The sequence below is a fragment of the Pseudomonadota bacterium genome, from assembly GCA_039815145.1.
Classification (GTDB): Bacteria; Pseudomonadota; Gammaproteobacteria; order Steroidobacterales; family JBCBZW01; genus JBCBZW01.
In genome coordinates, this window is record JBCBZW010000090.1 from 1 (window position 1) to 20,348 (window position 20,348).

Here is a 20,348-nt window from a genome sequence, read left to right on the forward strand (position 1 = left end):
CCAGAATCGCCGCGTCGCCCGCCGCCCCAGCGACGCCGTCAGCAGCCCCAACGGGACACGCTCGTGCGCCGCGCCCTACGCCTGGTGCTCAACTATCCGTCGATCGCTGCCGATGCAGGAGATACGAGCGCGTTAGCAACGCTACCCGTACCCGGTGCATCTCTATTGGCGGAGGTGATTGAAGTTGCCCGGAGTAACCCAAACATCACCACCGCAACGCTGGTAGAGCGCTGGCGCGAGGAGGAGGCAGGACGCCACCTCACTGCCCTGGCCGCCCAGCGCGTGCTACTGGAAGACGATGCCTCCCGCCAGGTGGTGGGGGATGTCCTGCCAGCCGCGGCCGCTGACCTGACCGCCTGCCTGGCAAAGATTGCCGCCGAAGGGCGGCAGCACCGCGCCGCCGAACTGATGCAGCGGCCGGCCGCAGAGCTGACCAGCGACGAGAAACGTGAACTGCAGGACTTGCTGAAGGCACCTCACTAGGGCGGCCAACGGCTGCCGAGGCAAGCCCGGTGGGGCAGACCCGAGCGTTCACCTGCAGACAGGATGTTTCACACCCAGAGGGACCCGCGCCCGCCGGCGGGCTATGGATAGACCACGAGACTGCGTCTATACTGACCGGTTTCCGTGGCTTGACCTAAACAGGCACAGAACTTGAGCGAACCTAAGCTACCGATCGTTCCGGAAGACCGTCAGTCCCAGCTGAAAATCCTCATCGCACGAGGCAAGGAGCAGGGCTATCTGACCTACGCGGAAGTCAACGACCACCTGCCAAACGACATCGTCGATCCCGAGCAGATCGAAGATATCGTGAACATGATCAATGACATGGGCATCACGGTGCACGAGAAGGCACCGGATGCCGAGTCCGTGCTCCTCTCGGACACGGTGGTGTCGGACGATGACGACGCGGCGGACGAGGCCGCGGCGGCGCTGGCTAACGTGGACGCCGAGTTCGGGCGCACCACGGACCCGGTACGCATGTACATGCGTGAAATGGGCACCGTGGAACTGCTCACCCGCGAGGGCGAGATCCGCATCGCCAAGCGCATCGAGGATGGCCTCACGCAGGTGCGTAACGCCCTGGCCGTGTTCCCGACCACCTACGATCGCCTGCTCGGCGCCTACGCCCCGGTGGAAGCCGGCGAAGGCCGCCTGATCGACATCATCACGGGCTTCATCGATCCGAACGAGCCCGACGAGATTCAGAATCCGCAGAATCGCGGTGGCCCCAACGCGAATGGCGCCGACGCCAAGGACGCCAAGGACGCCGCTGACAACAAGGACGACGAGGAAGAAGAGGACGAAGGGCCCACCGGTCCGGATCCCGAGGAAGCGCAGCAGCGCATGACCTCGATCCGCGCCCTCCACGAGAAGGTCCTCGCCTCCATCGCCGAGAACGGCAGCCAGGCCGACGCCACCATGGAACTGCGCAAGGAACTTGCCGCCCAGTTCATGGAGCTGAAGCTGGCGCCGAAGATGTTCGAAGCGCTGATCGAGAACCTGCGCAGCACGGTCGATCGCATCCGCTCCCTCGAGCGCCAGATCATGACCTTCTGCATCCGTCAGGCGGGCATGCCGCGCAAGGAGTTCATCGGCAGCTTCCCGGAGAACGAGACCAATCTCGATTGGATCAACAAGCACATCCGGGCCAAGCGCAAGCACTCCTCGCAGTTGGCCAAGCTCAAGGACGACATCATCCGCGCCCAGCGCAAGCTGATCGCCTACGAGCAGAAGTCCTTCCTGCCGATCGGTGAGATCAAGGAGATCAACCGCCAAATGTCGATCGGCGAGGCCAAGGCCCGCCGGGCGAAGAAGGAGATGGTCGAGGCCAACCTTCGCCTGGTGATCTCCATCGCCAAGAAGTACACGAACCGTGGCCTGCAGTTCCTGGACCTCATCCAGGAGGGCAACATCGGCCTGATGAAGGCCGTGGACAAGTTCGAGTACCGCCGCGGCTACAAATTCTCCACCTATGCCACCTGGTGGATCCGTCAGGCCATCACCCGCTCCATCGCGGACCAGGCCCGCACGATCCGCATCCCGGTGCACATGATCGAGACCATCAACAAGCTGAACCGCATCAGCCGGCAGATGCTGCAGGAGATGGGTCGCGAGCCGACGCCCGAGGAGCTGGCCATCCGCATGGAGATGCCGGAAGACAAGGTGCGCAAGGTGCTGAAGATCGCCAAAGAGCCGATCTCCATGGAGACGCCCATCGGCGACGACGAGGATTCGCACCTCGGCGACTTCATCGAAGATCAGTCCGTGCACTCACCGGTCGACTCGGCCACGGTGGAGGGCCTGCGCGAGACCACCCACGCGGTGCTCGCCAGCCTCACGCCGCGCGAGGCCAAGGTGCTGCGCATGCGCTTCGGCATCGACATGAACACGGACCACACGCTGGAGGAGGTCGGCAAGCAGTTCGACGTCACCCGCGAGCGTATCCGCCAGATCGAGGCCAAGGCCCTGCGCAAGCTGCGCCACCCGACCCGCTCGGAGCAGCTGCGGAGCTTCCTGCTGGAAGACTGAGTCACCCGGCAGCGAACGGGCGCGTAACGCCTGCCACCTCCAGCTGAGGTGGCAGGCGTTTTCGTTTCCGCGACCCCGATCCTACGCCATCGGCGGCGCGCCAGGCAGCGCGTGTGATACCGCCCGCTCTCTCGGTGAGCGCCCTTGCACACGCCACTACCATCACTGAGAATGTTTCCATTCTTGTTGGGTCACTCATAATTCTCTTGATGGTAGATGCCATGATGAATCGACACCCGCTCACACTCATCCTGCTGACCCTCGCCCTGACCCTGGGTGCCTGCAATGACGGATCGTCGGAAGCGCCCGTTGCCCCGATCCCGGCTCCGCCTGTGGCCCCCCCGCCTGAGGGGAGCGTCGCGCTGGTGACCTCGCTGAAGGCGAGCGACAAGTTCGGCGTACCGACCGACAGTTTCACAGCGGGCGAAGAGATCACCCTCACCCTCGAGGTGAGTAACCCGTCCGATCGCACCGTGGCTTTTCAGACCGGCCAACCGTGCGATGTGGTCACCTTCAATGCCCTGCGTAACAACCAGGTGCTCTGGCGATCGATCGACGACGAAGCGGCGTGCAATGACGTGATCTTCCGGGCTGAGGTCCTCCCTGGGGAGACCATCACCTTCGACGAGGTGTGGCTCGGCACCAACGACAACGGTTCGCGCCTCGGCGCAGGCAGCTACCTCATCGACGCAAGCGCTGACTGGACCTTCGAGACGGCGGGCGATTCGGTAGCGCCGCCTGAGCCCCTGGCGATCACCCTTCTGTAACCCTCACTATCCTGTGGACCGGCCACCCGCTACCGACTGATCCAGCGCCACCGCGGCCACGAGGGGCCGCGAATTCCCCGTCACCTGCTCACCCCTCCATTCCCCATAGCGTTGGCGCGAGCCCACGCAGGGGGTAGGCTTGGCGTTTTTGTCGGCAGTAAAAGCTGACGCCCGTAAGCGGGTTGCGCGCACGCGACAGGCCTGGGTAGCGAGAGGTAAAGCTGAGTGAGTCAGATCAGAGTAGGCATTGACGCCATGGCGTTCTATGGACCGGAATGCTTCGTGGACATGGAGGACCTGGCGAAGGCACGGAACGTGGAGCCGGAGAAGTTCACCCGCGGCATCGGCCAGCGCGAGATGGCCGTGGCCACGCCCTGCGAAGACACGGTCACCATGGCTGCCCTCGCCGGGCGCCAGGCCCTGCGCGCCTTCGACATCGATCCGGGCGAGATCGGCACGCTGATCGTGGGCACGGAGACAGGCGTGGATCACTCCAAGCCGACCGCCGTGTACGTGCATGAACTCCTCGGTCTGCCCACCAGCTGCCGCACCTTCGAGACCAAGCACGCCTGCTACGGCGCCATGGCTGGCCTCAGCACGGCCACCGATTGGATCCTGGCCGGCCGCGCCCGCGGCCGCAAGGCGCTGATCATCGCCTCCGACATCGCCCGCTACGGCATCAACACGCCGGGCGAGCCGACCCAAGGGGCGGGCGCAGTGGCGATGGTCGTCTCCAGCGATCCGCGCTTGTTCACCTTGAACACGGCCCTCTCCGGCGAGTACACCCGCCAGGTGATGGACTTCTGGCGACCGCTCTACAGCAAGTACGCCTTCGCCGATGGCCACTACTCCATCGACTGCTACCTCGATGCCTTCAGCGGCTGCTGGCACGATGCCAGCGAACACGCCGGCGGCGCCGACGCCTTCGCCATGAGCCAGCTCGACGCCTGCTTCTACCACGTGCCCTTCACCAAGATGGCGCGCAAGGCCCACCACCGCCACTGGGAGACGGAGCTCGGTCACAGCGTCGAGCGTGACGCGGAGGAAGCCGCCACCATCAACGCGAGCTACAAGCAGCGGGTGGAACCGTGGCTGAGCCTCAACGCCGTGGTCGGCAACATCTACACGGGCTCTCTGTTCCTCTCCCTGATCGACTACCTGCGCCAGGCGGACACCGAGCGCGAGGGCAACACGGTGAGCCTGTTCTCCTACGGCAGCGGCTGCGGGGCTGCGCTCTCCGTGGCCAACGTCACCGAGGGCGCCGCGCGCTACGCGGAAGCCATCGATCCGAGCACTCACCTGGCGGGCCGCCGGCGCCTGTCGATCGAGGACTACGAGCGCTTGTGCATCGCCAGCGAAGAGGCCGATCAGAACGGCACGGAGATCGCCGATCCCTCACGCTGGGGCCTCGACGGCGGCCTCTACTACGTCGGCACGGTCGACCACCAACGCCGCTACTCCGCCTAGGCTAAGCGCGAGCCTCGGCCGCCCGACGCCGAGGCTCCCACTCGGCCGTGCCGTACAGCCCACCGGACGCACCGGTGAAACGTGGCTGTCATGATTCTCTGCTCCAATGCTCCCTCGAAACGCAACGCCCGAGCGCGGTGCGTACGGCCAGCCCGCGCGTCGAGGATGGCCCCTACCAGCTCGCGCGGTGAACGCACGACTTAGGACCAAGCCCAAGCAACCCTCGCCCCTAAGCGGAGACTCGTTGTTGGACGCCTCGCGCCGAATCCTGGTCATCGACGAGGACCACTCGGACCGCGCGAACCTCTCGCGCACCCTGTACGAGCACGGCTACATGACCCTCGAGTCGGCACATCCGGGGCCCGCTATCGAGGCCGTGGCCGCGTGGCGACCGAACCTGGTAGTACTGCAGTGGCGCTCGCAAGGCGCGCAGCGGCACGAGGGAGACGAAGTCGCCCTCGACACCTTGAAGGGCCAGGGCAACTGCGCCGACGTGCCGGTCATGCTCGTCTCCCGGGACGGCAGTGAAGACGCTCGGGTGAGCGGCCTGCAGCGCGGCGCCGACGACTACATGGTCAAGCCCCTGTCCCTGCCGGAGATGATGGCCCGCATCAAGGCGTTGCTGCGTCGGAGCGACAGCCCCGCCGAGGTGATCGAACTCAACGGCCTCACCGTCGATGCGAGCAACTACTCAGCCACCACGGCAACCTCCAGCGTGCGCCTGCGGCCCGCCGAGTTTCGTCTCCTGCGTTACTTCATGCGATACCCCGATCGAGTGCACACGCGCCTGCAGCTGCTGAACAGCGTGTGGCACGCACGCGAGGACATGGTGGAGCGCTCCGTCGACGTGCACGTGCGCCGACTTCGTCAGGCCTTGGACCAGGCCGGTCACTGCGCACGAATCGAGACCGTGCGCGGCGTGGGGTATCGGTTTCCCTCCGAGTGCGACTGTTAGGGGGACACCGGCGGGACGGGCGCCTTGCGCAACAGCCCCTCCCCCAGGGGAACGCCCTCGAGCACGCGCACGATCCGCGCGGCCGCATCCCCATCCCCGTAGGGATTTTCCATCCCGCTCAACGACGCTCGAAAGCGCTCGCTGAGCGCCTCGCGCACCGCCTCGACGATGCGTGCACGCTCTGCGGGCACATCGATGATGTTGCGGGCCCGCTCGCGCCCGGCCTGACGCTCCCCCACGTTCACGGCCGGCAAGCGCAGGGCCGGCGCCTCCATGATGCCGCTGGAGCTGTTCCCGAGCAGGCAGCCCACCTGACCGAGTAACGCCCAGTAGACGCGCGGATTGAGGTTCACGCGCAGGCGCACGCGGGGCTCGCCGTACTGCGTTTCCAACGCTCGAGCCCGCGCGATCAGGGCTTGGCCGCCCGCGTCCGCGTTCGGAAAGCAAAAGACGAGCTGGCAAACGGATTCGCTCAGTAACTCGTGCAGGGCCTCGAAGGTGGCGTCGGCTTCGCGCAGCGTATCCTGGGCCAAGGTGAGCGGATGCACCGCTACCACGACGTGGCCCTGAGTTGGAACGAAGCCCAAGGCCTCGATCAGCGCTTCGCCGGTGGGCAGCGCGCTGCGGGCCAGGTGATCGAGGGACGGCGCACCCGTGCAATGCACCCGCCAGGGCTCCTCGCCCATCCCCAACACCCGACGCCGCGACAGCGCCGTCGGCGTGAAATGCACGTGGGAGAGCTTGGTCAGGGCGTTGCGAATAGGATCGTCGATCGCCCCCTGACTCACCTCACCGCCCTCGATGTGGGCGATGGGGATACGCAGGGTGGTGGCGACGGCCGCAGGCGCCAGCATCTCGTAGCGATCGGCGATCAGGAGCACGAGGTCCGGACGCATCTCCCCGAGCACCTGGGCGAGACCCAGCACGGCGTCGCCGATGGTCTGCGCCATCGCCACATCGTCGTCGCCGGCGGCCAGGCAGCCGACGCGGGCCGCCACCTCAAAGCCGTCAGCCTCGATCTCGCTCACCGTGTCGCCGAAGGTATCACTTAGGTGAGATCCGCATACCACGAGCGAGAGCCGCAGATGGGCGCTCGCGTCCATCTCCTTCAACACCCAGTACAGGTGGCTATAGTCGGCCCGGCTGGTGGTGATGACGGCGACGTGGCGCCGCGCCTCGCTCACTCGCCGCCTCCGGGATCATCGGGAATCACCTTGTGGGGATTCAACGTGCCCTCAGGGTCAAGCGCTGCCTTCACACGACGCATGAGATCGATGGAGACGGCGTCCTGGTAGCCCGCGAGCAACGGTCGCTTGAGGTATCCCACCCCATGCTCGGCACAGACGCTGCCGCCATGGGCGGCGGCGGCATCGAGCACGGCGGCCGACACCTGCGCACCGCGATCGCCCTCGAAGTGCTCGGCCAAGCCCTCACCTTGCGGGGCCATGAAGTTGAAATGCAGATTGCCATCGCCGATGTGTCCGTAGACACACGGCCGCGCGTCAGGCGCCGCCGCCGCCGCGCCGGCGAGCCCCTGCGCGAGAAACGCGGCCAGGGCAGGGATGGGCACCGACACGTCGTGTTTGAAGGACCCGCCCGCCAGCCGCTGCGCCTCCGGCACGTTCTCGCGCAACCGCCACAGGTGCTGACGCTGGGCCTCGCTCTGTGCCACCACGGCGTCGCGGACCCAACCGCGCGCATGGCCCTTCGCCAACAGGTGCTCGAGGCGGGCCTCCAGCCGTGCCTCGGGCGCTGCGGAGGACAGTTCCACTAGTACGTAGTGGTGGTAGTTCGCGTCGGCCAACGGGTTGGTGCCGCCTTCGATATGTGTCGCGACCAGCTCCAACGCGAAGCGGGGCAGGTACTCGAAGGAGGTCACGGCGTCGGCGCTCTCGCGGCGCGCCAGGCTGAGCAGCTGGCAAGCGGCATCGACGTCCGTCACCGCCACCAGCGCCGTGGCTCGCTCCCGCGGTAAGGGAAACAGCTTCAGGACGGCTGCCGTGATGATGCCGAGGGTGCCCTCGGCGCCGAGAAACAGTTGCTTCAGGTCGTAGCCCGCGTTGTCCTTGCGCAGTTCGCGAAGGCCGTTCCAGATCTGGCCATCGGCCAGCACCACTTCGACGCCGAGCACGAGTTCGCGCGCGTTGCCGTAGCGCAAGACCGCCGTGCCGCCCGCGTTGGTGGCGAGGTTGCCACCGATCTGGCAGGAACCTTCCGACCCGAGCGAGAGCGGGAACAGCATGCCCTCGCGCTCGGCGGCCGCCTGCACGTCGGCGAGCACAGCGCCCGCCTCCACCGTCATGCTGTAGCCGACGGGATCCACCTGGCGGATTCCACGCAGGCGCTCCAAGCTCAAGAGAATCGTTCGCTCGCCGGTGCCCTGGCCGTCGATGCCGGGGGTGGCACCGCCGCAGTAGCCGGTGTTGCCGCCCTGGGGTACCACAGCGAGCCCAGCCCCTGCCGCCAAGCGCACCACCTCGGCGACGCTGGCGACGTCGGCCGGGCGCACGATCATGGCGGCCTGCCCCTGGTACTGGCGACGGTGATCGATCAGGTATCGCTCGCCGTCTGCGTCAGCATCCACCACACCCGGCGGACCCACGCAGGCGGCGATAGCCTGCAACGCCTCGCGACGATCCATAGGCTTCAGTAGTCCTCGCAGGCGTCCACCGCCACCGGATTGAAGTGGGGGTACTCCGGGTACCACATGGCCTGCGTCACGCGCTCGGCGATGGTGTCACGATCCGCGGCGAGTGCCACGCCATCGTCCATGGCTCTTGCCATCACCGCCGTCGCCACCTGCGCCGACACCTCGCGCAAGCGCTCGATGGCCGGGAACAGCAGACCGTCGGCGAGTTCGTCGTCCGCCACGGCGTCCGCCAGGGCTTGGGACGCAGCGCTGATCATGCCGTCGGTCACCTGCGAGGCCCCCGCCAGGAGCGCGCCCATGCCGAGGCCGGGGAAGATGAACACGTTGTTGCCCTGACCGATGCGGTGGCGCCGGTCGCCGAAGATCACATCCTCGAAGGGGCTGCCGGTGGCCACCAGGGCGCGGCCATCGGTCCAGTGCAGCACATCGGCGGGCACCGCTTCGGCATTCGCCGTGGGATTGGAGAAGGGCATGATGACCGGCCGCTCGACGGCCTCGGCCATCGCCCGCACCACCGCCTCGTCGAAGGCACTGGGGACGCCCGAAGCACCGATCAATACCGTTGGGTGCCAGCGACGCACCACCTGCAACAGGTCACGTTGAGCCGGATCGTCGAGGCCCGCCTCGCGCGCTCGGTCGGGCGACCAGGCGAGTTCGCGCTTGTAGCCCGTCAACTCATCGTGCATCACGATCAGCCCACGACTGTCCAGCACGGCGATTTGCTGCCCCGTGTCCTCACCGGCAACGCCAGCATCGACCAAGCCGGCCTTCAGCTGCATGGCGATACCGTAGCCGGCCGCCCCGGCGCCCATGATCAGGATGCGCTGCTGCTCGAGGCGTTCGCCGGTGATCCGCAGGGCCGACAGCACACCGGCCAGGGCGACGGCGCCCGTGCCCTGGATGTCGTCGTTGAAGGAGAGCAGATCGCCCCGGTAGCGCTCGAGGATGGCCAGGGCGTTGCGGTGGCGGAAGTCCTCCCACTGCACCAGGGCGCGCGGAAACACCTCCTTCACCGCGGCGACGAACTCGGCCACCAGCTCATCGTAAGCGGCACCGCGCAGGCGTGGGTGGGGCCAGCCGAGGTAGAGATCATCCCCGAGCAGGGCCTCGTTGTCCGTGCCCACATCGAGGCTGATCGGTAAGGTGCGCGCCGGGTGAATGCCCGCGCCGGCGCAATAGAGGGAGAGCTTACCTACGCAGATGGCGATGCCGCCGGCACCCTGATCGCCGATGCCGAGAATCGACTCGTTGTCCGTGCACACGATCAGCTCCACGTCCAACCAGGGCGCGGCGCCGCGCAGCACCTCGGCGATGCGTCCCTTCTGATCCGGGGTGATCCAGATGCCGCGTCCGCGGCGGAAGGTCTCGCTGTAGCGCTGGGTGGCCTGACCGACCGTGGGGGTGTAGACGATCGGCATCAGCTCGGCGAGGTGCTCGACGAGGACGCGATAGAACAGGTGCTCGTTGCGGTCCTGGAGCGCGGACAGGGCGATGTAGCGGTTGAGGGGTTCGTCGTAGTTGCAGATCGAGGCGTAGATGCGCCGGGCCTGCAGCTCGATGGTGGCGAACTGGCTCGGCAACACGCCCTCGAGATGGAAGTCCTGGCGCTCCGTGGGGCTGAAGGCCGTGCCCTTGTTGTAGAGCGGTTGGCGCAACATCGTCAGCCCGCGCAGGGGTACGTCCAGTACCTCGCGGCCCTCCTCGTCACGGCTCAGGGCGAAGCGTCTCGTGGGCATTTCTTGGGGTCCTCGACTTGCGCGGGCGACACAATGGACAGCTCCCGAGGGCCTCCGCCCCACCGGGGCGCAGGTCTCGCGCTCGCGCAAACGCGACTGCGGAATCACGCCCACCGCGTCACCGGCCGGGCGCCACCGCTTGGAAAGCGAGCTGGCTCACAGAAAGCAGATGGTAACCGCTGCGCGAGATACCGTTACAAACCCTGAAACTGGACCTGCTGCACCGCCCGCGAAGGATTGCGAGCGGATAATTCCTGGGCCGAATAGTCAGTCCACGTCCCGATGCAATCCGTCCGTTCCCGCTCGTCCCTCCATCTTCTGCTCACCGCGCCCTTCATCGCCATCGTCAGCGTGGCGGTGGCCGTGGTGGGTGGGTTGCTGCTCGATGCGGGCCGACGCTCGGTCGACAGCCTGAGTGCGGACCTCTGGCGCAGCGTTGCGGGCGAGGTGACGCACTACCTGGACGAGTTCTTGGCCAAGCCGGAGCGCATCACCCAGGACGTGGCTCACGTTATCTCGGGTGGCTTGATCGATCCCGAAGCGCGCGAGGCACTGCTCAGCTACCTCGCCTACCCCATGCAGCAGGACCCGGCCCTCTACGTCTCGGGCGTCGGGCGCATCGACGGCTGGGTCACGGCGGCGAGTCGCGACGATCGCGGCGACCGCATCGTCGCCCAGCTCACCGAGGCGGATACGCCAGAGCAACTCACCACCCGTGCCCTGGGCCCCGAGGCGCAGCTCGGGGTGGCGGAGCGCTCCGATCCCTACGATCTGCGCTCACGCCCCTGGTTCCAGCTGGGTCTCGCCAGCGACGGCACGGCGTGGACCGACCCCTACCGCAACTACGCCACCGGCGCGCTCCTGCTGAGCGCCGTGCATCCCATCGTCGACTCGGCCAGCGGACATGTCGAGGGCGTCGTGAGTTCGGCCATCTCGCTGGAGGCACTGTCGGACTTTCTGTCGACGATCGAAGCGGCCCAGGAGGGCGTCGTGTTCGTGACCGACGGCACCGGGCAGGTGCTCGCGAGCTCCAGGCCCGAGGAGGTCGACGGCGAGTCCCTGGCCGCGATGACCCTCACCGCCCTGGACGGCGCCGTCGACCGCATCGCCAAGGCCACCACCCAGCGCCTGGCCATCCAGGGCGACACGCACCTGGTGCACGTGGCCCCGTTCCGGGACGGCAACGGCCTCGACTGGCGGGTAATCACCAGCGTGCCCGAGGCGGTGTACCTGGGGCCCATCCGCGCCAGCTGGCGCCTGTCTCTCGCGCTCGCGGTGGGCGCGGTGCTGATGGCGCTGCTGGCGGGCACGGTGGTGTCCCGGCGCATCGTGGGTCCCCTCGCCCGCCTCAGTGAAGCGGCGCGCCAGGTGGCCACCGGTGCGGTCGCCAGCCAGGACGTCGACCTCGGCGACCCCGGTCGCGCCGGCAGTCGCGAGGTGGCCCAGCTGCACCTCGCGCTGGAGCAGATGACCGCTCGCCTGCGCGACACCTTCTCCCAGCTCGAACACTTGAACGCAGCCCTCGCCAACTCCGAGCATCAGCTGCGCGAGACCCTCGAGATGCTGCCCGTGGGCGCGATGCTCCACGACGCCAACAGTCGGCTGGTCTTCGTCAACGCCGCCGCTTCCGAACTGCTGGGCTTACCCGCAATGGAGGGCGATGAGTCCTGGTCGCAGGCCGCGCTGACCGCTCACACACGAGAGGTGCTCAAGCGCGTAGAAGCCGCGACCATCGGCCCCGCCCTCACCGGTGAAGCCGCCCACGTCGACTGCATCGAACTGACCCGCGACGGCGAGGACCTCGCCGTGGAGCTCTGGAGCTCGCCGATCTACGACGACGAGGGCCGGGTGATCTTCGCCGTCTCCGCCCTGCAAGATGTGGGCGATCGCCGACGGGCCGAAGCGCGACTCATCCACCACGCCACGCACGACTCGCTCACGGGCCTCGCCAATCGCAGCCAGCTGATCACGCGCACCAACCTCGCCATCTCGCGCGTGCGTCGTACGCCGGAGCGCCGCTTCGCCGTGCTCTTCCTCGATCTCGATGGCTTCAAGGTGATCAACGACAGCCTAGGGCACCTGATCGGTGATGAGGTGTTGATCGAAGTGGCACGGCGCCTCTCCGTGCTCTCCCGCGAGACGGACCTGGCGGCCCGCCTGGGCGGTGACGAGTTCGTCCTGCTGCTGGAAGACCTGCCCACCCAGGAACAGGCGCTGCAGGTGGCGGACCGCGTGTTCACGGCCCTCAACAACCCGGTGACCGCCGGCGGCCAGGAGGTGCGCGTCGGCACCAGCATCGGTCTCGTGCACGGGGATGAGCTCTACGAGGAAGCCTCGGAGATGCTGCGCGACGCCGACATCGCGCTGTACCAGGCCAAGGCCGACGGCCGCGGACGCTACGCCGAATTCGACGCCAGCATGCGCGACCGCGCCATGCGTCGTCAGCGGCTGGAGGAAGATCTGCGCGATGCCCTGCGCAGCGAAAACCTCGCCTTGCACTTCCAGCCGATCGTCGACCTGCGCAGTGGCGTGGTCACCAGCTTCGAGGCCCTCTGCCGTTGGCAGCACCCCACCCTCGGCAGCATCAGTCCCATGGAGTTCGTGGCCCTCGCCGAGGAGACGGGGCTCATCGTCGCCCTCGACCGCTGGGTGATCCGCAGCGCGTGCCGGACCATCGCCCACTGGCGTCAGCAGCACCCGGACGTAAGCTTCCCACGGGTCGCCGTGAACCTCTCCAACCACGATGTCTCGCGCAACGACCTCGTCACCTACATCGATGAGACGCTACAGACCTTCAAGCTGCCGGCGACCGCCCTCGGCGTGGAGCTCACCGAGAGCGGGCTGGTCAAAGACATCGAGCACACACGTGAGACGCTGCAGCTCCTGCGCGATCGCGGCATCACGATCTCCATCGACGACTTCGGCACCGGCTACTCCTCCCTGAGCTACCTCTACCGCCTGCCGGTGGACGCCCTGAAGATCGACCGTTCGCTGGTAAGCGGCCTGACCCCGGGCGCCACCAATCACAAGATCGTCAGCTCGGTCGTTGCGCTTAGCAACGAACTGGGCATCGACGCAGTCGCAGAGGGCATCGAGGAAGAACACGAGCTCACCCTGCTGCGCGACATGGGGTGCGAGCGCGCCCAAGGCTACTACTTCGCCCGCCCGGTGCCCGCGAGCGCCGTGCCCGCCCTGCTCACCGGCGAGGGCAGCACCCGCGCCGACGCCATGATCACCTCCGATGGATGAGGGGACCGACAACCAGGGCGCCACGGGAATCGGCGCGCCGGCGAGCGAGGCGCGCCTGATCCAGCGGCGGATCATCCGCAGCTACACGCTCGCCCTGCTGTTGATCGCCACCGCCGTCACCGCCACGTTCCTCACCGCGCAAGCGATGATCGGCGAACAGGGCGAGAGCGCGCGACTGATCAACGTCAGCGGTCGCCAGCGCATGCTCTCCCAGCGCATCTCTTTACAGGTCGTGCAACTGATGCAGGCCGAGAGCCACGGCGCTCAGCGCCGCCTGCGGGCCGGCGTCGAGCACGACTTGCAGACGTTCAGCTCGTCGCATTTGGCGATCATCGCCGATAGCGGCGGCAGGGCCGGGATGTCCGCCCCCCTGCGCCAGCTCTACTACGAGGCCGACTACCCCGTGGACGAGGCTGTGCGCGCCTTCGAAGCGGATGTGCGCGAACTGCTGGCCGCGGCGCCTGACGAAGCGCGCAGCAGGGCCGCCTCCCGCCTGGCGGAGACGGCCAAGGGCCCGCTGCTGAAGGGACTCAACGACGTCGTGCTCCAGTACCAGCGAGAGGCGGAGCACCGCATCGATGTCCTGGATCGGGTCGAGACCAGCATCTACGCCCTGACGCTGCTCGGACTGCTGGTGGAAGTGCTGGTCATCTTCCGGCCCATGGTGCGAGAGATCGGGAGACGGACGGGCGAGCTCGAGGACGTCACCCATAAGGCCAGCCACGACGATCTCACGGGCTTACCCAACCGCCGCTACTTCTACGAACAGGCCACCGCCGCTCTCGCCCGCGGCAGACGCAAGGAGCAGCACACGGGTCTCCTGCACATCGATCTCGACGGCTTCAAGGCGGTCAATGACCAGCTCGGTCACGCCGCCGGCGACGACGTGCTGCGCCACGTGACCACGCTGCTGCACGGTGTGGGTCGACGCGGTGACTTTGCGGCACGCTTAGGCGGCGATGAGTTCGTCATCCTGGTGTCCGACGCCAAGGCACCGGAGGATCTGGAGGCGATGGCCGCACGCCTCGTCGAGCAGATGAAAGAGCCGATCGAAGTGCAGGGCACCCAGGTGCACATCGGCGCGAGCGTCGGCCTTGCGATAGTGCCGCCGGGGGCCCGCTCCGTCGACGCCGTGCTCTACGAAAGCGACCAAGCACTCTACAAGGCGAAGGCCGGCGGCAAGGCCACCTGGAAGTGGTTCGCCAACCCAGCGATACCGCTGCCCTGACGATCCACTGGCCTGACCTTGCCGGCGGAGCTTGGCGAGCTGCGGTACAGTGCTCGCGTACCCTCCAGCGAGTCGATTGCGCTCGACGCGACCGTCAACAGGGAAGCGTGGAATGTCGGGAGATGGAGACAGACACCGAGGCGCGGTGCCGCCGACTGAGTCCGCCCTAAGCGTCGGCGACCACACGATCGATACCACCGGCTGGCCGGCCTGGCAGCGCGCCTATCGATTCGGCACGCTCGTGATTCGCCCCCCGGCTCGCGTCCGTGCCGTGGTAGACCGCTGGCGCGCCCGCTACGACCCCGTCAGCCAGGGCTACGTCGACACCCACATCACCCTCACCCAACCGTTTCGTCAGGAACCCACCCCACAAGCGCTCCAGCAGATCACCGAACTGTTGCGCTCGCAACGTCAGTTCGATATCCGCTACGGCCCCCTGCGCCACTTCCTGCCCGACCCGGTGCTGTGGTTGGAAGTCCAACCTGCCCGGCGCGTCATCGCCCTGCGTAAGGCCCTGCACGAGACCGGCCTGTTCGATCTCTCGCAGCCGCACACGGAAGGCTTCGTGCCGCACATGAGCATCACCGAGGGATTGTCATCGCCCCAGGCCGACGAGGCCCTGTTCCGCCAGCTGCGCGAGCAGGCACCCGCGGGCAGCTTTTCCTGCCGTAGCGTCACCTACCTGCGCCCGGACGCCCGGTTCCAGTTCCGCAAGGTACGCATGTTTCGATTACCCGGCGCCTGAAGGCGGATGTAAAATATATTTGACATCGACCTCAAACGCGCTCATGATGGCGCCGTGTTAAATATTTCTAACAACGGTGTGGTCATGGGATTCCAGGAGAAGTCGTCTTGGGTGATGGTGCTGAGCTTGTCGCTGGGCGCCGCCTTGTATCTCTACTTCGTCATCGGCGCGTCGCAGGCCGCCGGGATGTTGGTGCCCCCGTTGATGCCAGTGCTGGTCGCCTTCACCGTCATCCTCGTGGTGCTTGCGGTGGTCGGCCACATCGTGGCCGCCCTCAGCTCCGTACGCGATGCGAGCGCGGGCGAGGATGAACGTGACCGACTGATCGCCCGGCGTGCCGCCAGCGCGTCCGGCGCCTTGCTCTCTCTCGGTGTGCTGCTGGCGCTCGGGCTTTACCTCGTCACCTATCAAGGGGATTGGCTGTTCTACGGCGTGTTCTCGAGCCTCGTGATCGCGAGCATCGCCGAGTACGCCCTGCGCATCGCCCTGTACCGCCTCGGGTAGGGGGCCTTGAGTCGCCCCACGCCGTTACGCAATCGCGTGAAGGAACTGCGCGAGCTTCGCGGCGGTATGTCCCAGGCCGAGCTCGGTGACGCCATTGGCGTCACCCGCCAGACCATCGCCGCCATCGAAAAGAGCCGCTACTCGCCATCTCTCGAGAGTGCCTTCCGTATCGCCCGCCTGTTCGAGGTAGGGGTGGAAGAGGTGTTCTTCTGGAGCGAGGAGGAATAGCGCTGGCTTGATCCTTGCAGCGTGGTGGGCAACACGGGGAGAGTGCGCACGCCATGTCGTCGATCATCAAATACGGCCTTCAACCCACCCTGATGGTGGGGGTCTTAAGTCTCTGGTACTTCAATCAGGAAGCGCCGTGGGTGTACCTGCTCGTCGCCCTCGGGGTGCAGGTGCTGCTCGCCGTCCTTGAGCAGTTTTGGCCCGGGCGCCCCGATTGGGTGCAGCCGATCGGCTATAAGGGCGCCTTGGGCGCCGTCTTCATCGGCACCTACGTATTTGGCGGTGCGGTGGTGGCGCCGCTGTACGCCGAGACGGTCAATCCCGCCCTCAGCCAGCTGCGCGCCCTGCTTGGGCTCGACATCTGGCCCACGCAATGGCCGATCATCGCGCAGGTATTCCTGGCCTTCTTCCTGAGCGAGTTCATCTGGTACTGGCTGCACCGGGCGGAACATCGCTGGTCGTGGATCTGGCGCCTCACCGGGCACGGATCGCACCACGCGTTCAAGAACCTGGCCGCCGTCAACGCGGGCGCCAACCACCCGCTGGAGATCCTGCTGGTGCTCACGATACCGAGCGCCATCGTGGAGTTGCTATTCGGCGCCGGCGCCGCCATCGGCGGCTCCTATCTGTTGCTCCTCACCCTCGCGTTCCTCGCCCATGCCAACCTAGATCTCAACACGCGCGTGATCGGCTGGCTGTTCACGACCAACCGCTATCACATCCACCACCACTCGATGGTGTTCGAGGAGAGCAACACCAACTTCGGCTGCGCCGCCATCGTGTGGGACAGGCTCTTCGGCACCTTCCGCGACGCCGCGACGCAGGAAACCGGTACGGGCCCGACCCAGCCATCCCTGTGGAAGATCTTCCTGATGCCCTACCGGGAACCCCAGGATACGCGGACCTCACCCGGGGGCGGTGCTTGAAACGGCGCCCTGTGGCACTGTGGAGGCCACGGCGTCAACGCGATCTCTAGCAGGAGCAGGACATGCATGCGCACACCCAAGGATGGGCAACCCCACGCCTCATTAGAGAGGGCCTGTTGGCCCTGATGGCAGCAGCCGCCGTCACGGTCGCCCTCGCGCTGCCCGCCAGTGCGCAGGACGACTTACAGATCCAAGTCAATCCGCGGGGCACGGTCAGCTGGAAGCTCCTCCAACGCACCCATGCCGGCGGCGCCCCGATGCCCCTGAGGCTCAACTACGCGCTTACCAACGGCGGCACCCTACAAGCACGCATCGTCATGGCGGGCAGCGGCGATACGCTTCCCGGCCAGGATTACGCGGACAACACCTGGCCCGTGGAGGCCAGCGACGGCGCCGCCCTCGAGCGGGTGATCGACGAGGTGCCCACGGGCGGCAACTACGACGTACTGCTGCGCCTCGTGGACGGCGTCACCGGCGAGGTGGCCGCCGAAGCGAGCATCGAGGAAGTGGCGGTGGGCGATGTGTACCTCGCGGCCGGGCAGAGCAATATGGCCGGCTACGCCGAGTCGCGCACCCCGATGGAGCTCCCTATCGATGAGGTGCACCTCTTCGGCAACGACTACGCCTGGAAGCGCGGCACCGAGCCCATGGACGGCTTCTGGCAACAGGTCGACCTGGTGTCCCTGGACTTCCCGTCCCACTCGTTGATGCTGCGCTTCGCCAAGGACGTCTACAACGCTACCGGCGTGCCCATCGCGATCATCCCCGGCCCCCTGGGCGGCAGCAGCCTCGCCAACCAATGGCAACGGGACGTCGACGATCCCACCAACCGCGAGACCCTCTACGGCTCCCTCCTCTATCGCACGCGCCTGCAGAACTACGGCACTGCGCCGGCTGGGTTGCTCTGGTTTCAGGGAGAGTCCGACGCGATCACGACCTCACCCGCCTACTATCGGCGTTTGCTGCGCGAGTTGATCGCGAGCTACCGCGCCGATCTGCAGGGACCGGAGATGCCCTTCATCGTCGGTCAGCTCGGCACCTACGCGTTCAGCTTCGTCCCCACCTGGATCGCCGTGCAGGAAGCGCAGCGGTTGGTGGCCCGGGAAGATCCGAACGTGGCGCTGGCCACCGCGATCGATCAACCCACCTGGGACACGATTCACTACACCGTCGAAGGCTACAAGACCATCGGCAGTCGCTTCGCGCTGGCCGCCCGAGAGATGGTCTACGGCCAGACGGTCGACGCCCTGACCGAGTTGCAGGAGATCACCGTGGGTGCCGACAGCGCCAGCGTGCTGCTCCACTACGACGCCACGGTCTTCGCGGGCGAGGCGCGCCTGTACTCGGTGACGGATGGCGCCGGGGTCAACGCGGTCACGGCCACGGCCGCGTCGAACAACGTGATCACCCTGGCGCTCTCGCGCCCGATCAGCGGTGCCTTGAGGGAGGTGCTCTACGGCAACTCGCGCCTGTTTGAGCGCACCTGGGCCGTGGACGCCTCGGGCATCGCCGTGCCCGCTTTCCGGGTGAACGTGGAGTAGGGCACGGGCGCGAGCCCCTACTCGGAGCGCGCCGGCCATACGAGCCCGGCGCGGATCCCCGCCAACAGCACCAGATGACACACCACCAGCGCCAGGAACAGACCCACGGGATGCTCGGGCAGGTCCGTAGTCATCAGATAAATTAGGTAGAAGACCGCGCTGAGGGTCGCCAGCAACGCCAGCTGTAGGGCCCAGTCCGCGCCCCGCCACAGGGCCATGCAGACGCCGACGTTCGTCACCCCCGCTGCTGCCAGCACCAGTGCGGGCAGCATCAAGGCAAACCAGTCGGCGCTCAGCGCTGGAACAGAGCGCTCCGGGCTCGCCGCGGTGGCCTCCACGTGGCCGTAGGCGCCCATGAGCAAAAACACGCCAAGCAGGCCTCCCAGGCCGGCGGCGACGCGATACAAGGCGTTGAACCCGACCGCCCCCATGCGCTCAGAAGCCGACGTCTCGGCGGCCCACCTTCACCAGCCCGCACTCGTAGGCGAATACCACCGCCTGAGCGCGATCGCGCAAGCCCAGCTTCGACAGTACGCTGGAGACGTGGGTCTTCACGGTGGCCGCGCCGATGAACAGCGCCGCGGCGATCTCCGCGTTGCTCTTGCCCTGTGCCACCGCCTCGAGCACCTCACGCTCTCGTGCCGTCAGGCGTTCGAGGCGCTGCGTGAGATCGCCCTGCGCTCCGAGCTGATCGGCGAAGCGCGCGATGAGTCGCCTGGTGATCACGGGCGCCAGCATGGCGCCACCCGCGGCCACCGTACGCACCGCCGAGACCAAGTCCTCCGGCGGGATGTCCTTCAGCACGAAGCCGCTCGCGCCCGCCTGGAGGGCGCGGTAGACGTACTCGTCGGGATCGAAGGTGGTGAGAATGATCACGCGGGTAGCGTCGCCCACTTCGGCCAGGATACGCGCCGTCGCCTCCAGCCCATCGAGCTGCGGCATGCGGATATCCATGAGGATGATGTCCGGATGATACGTGCGCGCCGCCTCGATCGCTTGCAGGCCATCGCCCGCCTCCGCCACCACCTCGATGTCCGGCTCGTGGCCCAACACCATGGCGAAGCCACGGCGCACGAGCTGCTGATCGTCGACGACCAGGACGCGTAACATCACTGGCCACCCGCACCGAGGGTCAGCTGCGCAATCACCTCGAAGCCACCCTGCGCACGCCGGCCCGCACTAAACTTGCCACCGACGAGTTGCACGCGCTCGCGCATGCCCCGAAGCCCGTGCCCGCTGTTCGCGGTGATGTTTCCGCCGGTCCCGTCATCTCTCACCACCACGGTGGCGATGTCCTCACTCAACTCGATCGACACCTCTACGGCCACGTCCGTGCCCGCGTGCCGAATGACGTTGGTCAACGCCTCCTGCACCACCCGGTACGCCGTGAGCTGCAGCCGGGCGGGCAGCGTGGCCGCGGCGGGGTCGACTGCGAGTTCCACGCGAGGTCCGACGTCGCCCACCTCGCGAACCAGCGCGGGAAGGTCGCCGATCCCAGGCTGCGGCCCCAACTCATTCGCCTCCTCGCTGACCGGCCGCAACACGCCAAGCAGGTGGCGCATCTCGGAGACCGCCTGACGCCCCGCCTTCTCCACCGCCACCATCGCCTCACGCGCCGCTTCGGGATCGGACCTACTGACCGTCTTCGCCGCCCCGGCCTGCACGGTCATGAGACTCAACTGATGGGCGACGATGTCGTGCATCTCCCGAGCGATCCGGGTGCGCTCGGCAGCAACCGCGCGCTCCGCTTCCACGCTGCGCTCGCGCTCGAGATGCTCGGCCCGCTCTTCGAGCAGACGCAAGTACTCGCCCCGGAATCG

The 20,348-nt window shown here is 67.0% G+C and carries 18 protein-coding genes; 12 read left to right on the forward strand and 6 right to left on the reverse strand.

All coding sequences use genetic code 11. The annotated features are described in order from the left end of the window. The 5 genes from AAF184_18115 to AAF184_18135 form a co-directional block, all read left to right on the forward strand. Positions 1-483, forward strand: a 483-nt coding sequence (locus AAF184_18115; GenBank protein ID MEO0424260.1) for a hypothetical protein, incomplete at its 5' end; no start/stop codon positions are given. A gap of 192 nt (positions 484-675) precedes the next feature. After that, on the forward strand, positions 676-2,532 hold the full coding sequence (rpoD, locus tag AAF184_18120) for an RNA polymerase sigma factor RpoD (GenBank protein MEO0424261.1): 1,857 nt from the start codon (positions 676-678) through the stop codon (positions 2,530-2,532). Between the two features lie 221 nt (positions 2,533-2,753). Next, positions 2,754-3,299, forward strand: coding sequence for a BsuPI-related putative proteinase inhibitor (locus AAF184_18125; GenBank protein MEO0424262.1), 546 nt, complete (start codon positions 2,754-2,756; stop codon positions 3,297-3,299). Positions 3,300-3,524: 225 nt separating this feature from the next. Continuing rightward, positions 3,525-4,766 carry a hydroxymethylglutaryl-CoA synthase gene (locus AAF184_18130; GenBank protein ID MEO0424263.1) on the forward strand — a complete coding sequence of 414 codons (1,242 nt, stop codon included), beginning with the start codon at positions 3,525-3,527 and terminating at the stop codon, positions 4,764-4,766. A gap of 247 nt (positions 4,767-5,013) precedes the next feature. After that, positions 5,014-5,721: a winged helix-turn-helix domain-containing protein gene (locus AAF184_18135; protein ID MEO0424264.1), complete on the forward strand. Its 708-nt coding sequence runs from the start codon at positions 5,014-5,016 to the stop codon at positions 5,719-5,721. Here the strand turns inward: AAF184_18135 and neuC are convergent. Genes neuC through AAF184_18150 form a run of 3 tightly spaced genes read right to left on the reverse strand, consistent with a single transcriptional unit; the run spans position 5,718 to position 10,107 of the window. Then, positions 5,718-6,905 carry a UDP-N-acetylglucosamine 2-epimerase gene (gene neuC, locus AAF184_18140; GenBank protein ID MEO0424265.1) on the reverse strand — a complete coding sequence of 396 codons (1,188 nt, stop codon included), beginning with the start codon at positions 6,903-6,905 and terminating at the stop codon, positions 5,718-5,720. The genes AAF184_18135 and neuC overlap by 4 nt on opposite strands. Next, complete coding sequence (locus AAF184_18145) at positions 6,902-8,362, reverse strand: FAD-binding oxidoreductase (GenBank protein ID MEO0424266.1); 1,461 nt, start codon at positions 8,360-8,362, stop codon at positions 6,902-6,904. Before AAF184_18145 ends, neuC begins: the two co-directional genes overlap by 4 nt. 5 nt (positions 8,363-8,367) lie before the next feature. Beyond that, a complete protein-coding gene (locus tag AAF184_18150) occupies positions 8,368-10,107 on the reverse strand; it encodes an NAD-dependent malic enzyme (GenBank protein MEO0424267.1) in 1,740 nt (579 codons plus the stop codon). Between the two features lie 282 nt (positions 10,108-10,389). Here AAF184_18150 and AAF184_18155 point away from each other — a divergent pair, with 282 nt between their 5' ends. The 7 genes from AAF184_18155 to AAF184_18185 all read left to right on the forward strand — a co-directional run bounded on the left by AAF184_18155 (position 10,390) and on the right by AAF184_18185 (position 18,528). Further along, a complete protein-coding gene (locus AAF184_18155; GenBank protein ID MEO0424268.1) occupies positions 10,390-13,356 on the forward strand; it encodes an EAL domain-containing protein in 2,967 nt (988 codons plus the stop codon). Next, positions 13,349-14,584 (forward strand): diguanylate cyclase, encoded by a 1,236-nt coding sequence (locus AAF184_18160; protein ID MEO0424269.1) that lies wholly within the window; start codon positions 13,349-13,351, stop codon positions 14,582-14,584. Before AAF184_18155 ends, AAF184_18160 begins: the two co-directional genes overlap by 8 nt. 145 nt (positions 14,585-14,729) lie before the next feature. Continuing rightward, positions 14,730-15,329, forward strand: coding sequence for a 2'-5' RNA ligase family protein (locus AAF184_18165; GenBank protein ID MEO0424270.1), 600 nt, complete (start codon positions 14,730-14,732; stop codon positions 15,327-15,329). 54 nt (positions 15,330-15,383) lie between these two features. Next, the gene (locus AAF184_18170; protein MEO0424271.1) at positions 15,384-15,833 is read left to right on the forward strand and encodes a hypothetical protein; all 450 of its coding nucleotides are present in this window, start codon (positions 15,384-15,386) and stop codon (positions 15,831-15,833) included. Positions 15,834-15,839: 6 nt separating this feature from the next. Beyond that, positions 15,840-16,061, forward strand: a complete 222-nt coding sequence (locus AAF184_18175) for a helix-turn-helix transcriptional regulator (GenBank protein MEO0424272.1) — start codon at positions 15,840-15,842, stop codon at positions 16,059-16,061. Positions 16,062-16,114: 53 nt separating this feature from the next. Further along, positions 16,115-16,987, forward strand: coding sequence for a sterol desaturase family protein (locus tag AAF184_18180; GenBank protein MEO0424273.1), 873 nt, complete (start codon positions 16,115-16,117; stop codon positions 16,985-16,987). Positions 16,988-17,049: 62 nt separating this feature from the next. After that, on the forward strand, positions 17,050-18,528 hold the full coding sequence (locus AAF184_18185) for a sialate O-acetylesterase (protein MEO0424274.1): 1,479 nt from the start codon (positions 17,050-17,052) through the stop codon (positions 18,526-18,528). Between the two features lie 17 nt (positions 18,529-18,545). On the opposite strand, the gene AAF184_18190 is transcribed toward AAF184_18185, so the two are convergent. From AAF184_18190 to AAF184_18200, 3 genes are all read right to left on the reverse strand, one after another. Beyond that, complete coding sequence (locus AAF184_18190; protein ID MEO0424275.1) at positions 18,546-18,959, reverse strand: hypothetical protein; 414 nt, start codon at positions 18,957-18,959, stop codon at positions 18,546-18,548. A 4-nt stretch (positions 18,960-18,963) separates the two neighbouring features. Beyond that, the gene (locus AAF184_18195) at positions 18,964-19,641 is read right to left on the reverse strand and encodes a response regulator transcription factor (protein ID MEO0424276.1); all 678 of its coding nucleotides are present in this window, start codon (positions 19,639-19,641) and stop codon (positions 18,964-18,966) included. Further along, on the reverse strand, positions 19,638-20,348 hold a 711-nt coding region (locus AAF184_18200), incomplete at its 5' end, for a sensor histidine kinase (protein ID MEO0424277.1). The genes AAF184_18195 and AAF184_18200, both read right to left, overlap by 4 nt.